Below are 2,222 nucleotides of genomic sequence, written 5' to 3' on the forward strand. Positions count from 1 at the left end.
CGAACAGGGCTTTGCAGCGGCCTGCGTGGCGGCCCGCATCGCCGAAGCCGTTTCCACCCTGGCCGCCAACCCCATTGCCGATATAGGCGTGCGGGCCCGCGCCCGCGCGGCCGCCATTGCCGGCGGCGCGGCCACCTATCACTACGACGCCACGTTCGGCAAACCCGACCGCGACGCCCGTCCCAAGCTCAAGAAAATCGTGCAAGTGGTAGACCGCGCCGACGCGGCGGCAGCCCAGCAAGGCCTGCGCGAAGGCGGTGCCATCGCGCACGGCATGGAACTCACCCGCACGCTGGGCAACCTGCCCGGCAACGTGTGTACCCCCACCTACCTGGGCGACACGGCCAAGAAACTGGCGCGCGAATTCAAATCGCTGAAGGTCGAAGTGCTGGACCGCAAACAGGTCGAGGCGCTGGGCATGGGCTCGTTCCTGTCGGTGGCCCGCGGCTCTGACGAGCCCCTGCGCTTCATCGTGCTGCGCCACAGCGGCAAGCCCGCCAAGAAAGCCAAGGCCGGCCCGGTGGTGCTGGTGGGCAAGGGCATCACCTTCGACGCCGGCGGCATTTCGCTCAAGCCCGCCGCCACCATGGACGAAATGAAGTACGACATGTGCGGAGCCGCCAGCGTGCTGGGCACCTTCCGGGCGCTGGCCGAACTGGAACTGCCCATGGACGTGGTCGGCCTGGTCGCCGCCTGCGAGAACCTGCCCAGCGGCAAGGCCAACAAGCCCGGCGACGTCGTCACCAGCATGTCGGGCCAGACCATCGAGATCCTGAACACCGACGCCGAGGGCCGCTTGGTGCTGTGCGATGCCCTGACCTACGCCGAACGCTTCAAGCCCTCGGCCGTCATCGACATCGCTACGCTCACCGGTGCCTGCGTGGTGGCGCTGGGCCATGTCAACACCGGCCTGTTCTCGCAGGACGACGCCCTGGCCGAATCCCTGCTGTCGGCCGGCAGGCAGGCGCTGGACACCGCCTGGCGCATGCCCATGGACGACGCCTACCAGGACCAGCTCAAGTCCAACTTCGCCGACATCGCCAATATCGGCGGCCCCCCGGCCGGCGCGGTCACGGCGGCGTGCTTCCTGTCGCGCTTTGCCAAGGCTTACCCCTGGGCGCACCTGGACATCGCCGGCACGGCGTGGCGCAGCGGCAAAGACAAAGGGGCCACCGGCCGTCCCGTGCCGCTGCTGATGCAATACCTGCTCGATCAGGCCTGACCCGCGCCCGCCCCGCATGACGCGCATCGACTTCGCCTTTGGCGCTTCCGACCGCTTGCGGGCCGCCTGCCAGGCCGCCCGCAAGCGCTACCAGGCGGGCCAGAGGCTGGTGGTGTATTGTGCCGACGGAACGCGCCTGTCCGCCTTCGACCGCATGCTCTGGGCCTTCGACGACACTTCGTTTGTTCCTCATGTGCTGGCCACCGATCCGCTGGCGGCCGATACCCCGGTCATCCTGACCGCCGCCGCCCCCCAGGCCGCGCCGGCCGGCAACCTGGGGGAATGCTGGCTGCTGAACCTCGACGACGACTGCCCGCCGGGCTACGATGGCTTCGCGCGGATACTGGAGATCGTCTCCGACGACCCCGCCGACCGCCAGGCGGCCCGCCAGCGCTGGCGGGTGTACCAGGCCGCCGGCCATGCGACGCACAGCCACAACCTGGCAGGCCGCGCGGCGTAAGCGGCCTTTCCCGGAGCCCCCATGCCCCAATATACCGACCCCGGCATTCCCACCCTGACCCAGCGGGCCGAGCCCACGCTGGCGCCGGCCGGTGGCGGGGTCGACGAGCGAGTGCACCGAGTGGGCTTCGGCCAGGAGGCGTCCGCCGTTCGTGCGGTAGATCTCGTAGTGGCACTCGAGGTGGCGCCTCGGGGTCACGGCCCAGGTCCGGATGGTGAGGTCGTCCAGGTACTTGGCGGGCTCGTGGAAGCGCGCCCGGAAGTTCGTCGTGGTGATGGTGTAGTTCCAGAAGTCGACGCCCACGGCCAGGGCGAACGCCTCACGTCCCAGGTCGAACCAGGGGACGTAGCTGGCGTAGTAGGCGTGGCCCTGCACATCGCATTCGCCCCAGCGGACGCGGGCGGTTGTATCGATGTGGTTCCAGCCCTCGATGGCGGAAACCGTTTCAACCCAGCGCGGCATGACGCCTCTCTTCTCTCACAGGGCTTCAGAAAAGGCAGGCCCGGAGGAATACCGAATTCCTCGACGAGCGCTGCGATG

2 protein-coding genes and 1 pseudogene are annotated in these 2,222 nt (G+C 68.9%); 2 read left to right on the plus strand and 1 reads right to left on the minus strand.

The window, feature by feature from the left end; all coding sequences use genetic code 11:
* Positions 1 to 1,222 (plus strand): leucyl aminopeptidase (locus LPZ50_RS24285; protein ID WP_230665408.1); only part of this gene is annotated, 1,222 nt, incomplete at its 5' end.
* Positions 1,223 to 1,238: 16 nt separating this feature from the next.
* On the plus strand, positions 1,239 to 1,682 hold the full coding sequence (locus tag LPZ50_RS24290; RefSeq protein WP_230665409.1) for a DNA polymerase III subunit chi: 444 nt from the start codon (positions 1,239 to 1,241) through the stop codon (positions 1,680 to 1,682).
* A 96-nt stretch (positions 1,683 to 1,778) separates the two neighbouring features.
* Here LPZ50_RS24290 and LPZ50_RS25485 read toward each other — a convergent pair.
* Positions 1,779 to 2,144, minus strand: a pseudogene (locus LPZ50_RS25485) (acyl-CoA thioesterase); the annotation flags it as partial.
* Between the last annotated feature and the right edge of the window lie 78 nt (positions 2,145 to 2,222).

The organism is Bordetella petrii (genome assembly GCF_020991325.1).
GTDB lineage: Bacteria > Pseudomonadota > Gammaproteobacteria > Burkholderiales > Burkholderiaceae_B > Bordetella_A > Bordetella_A petrii_E.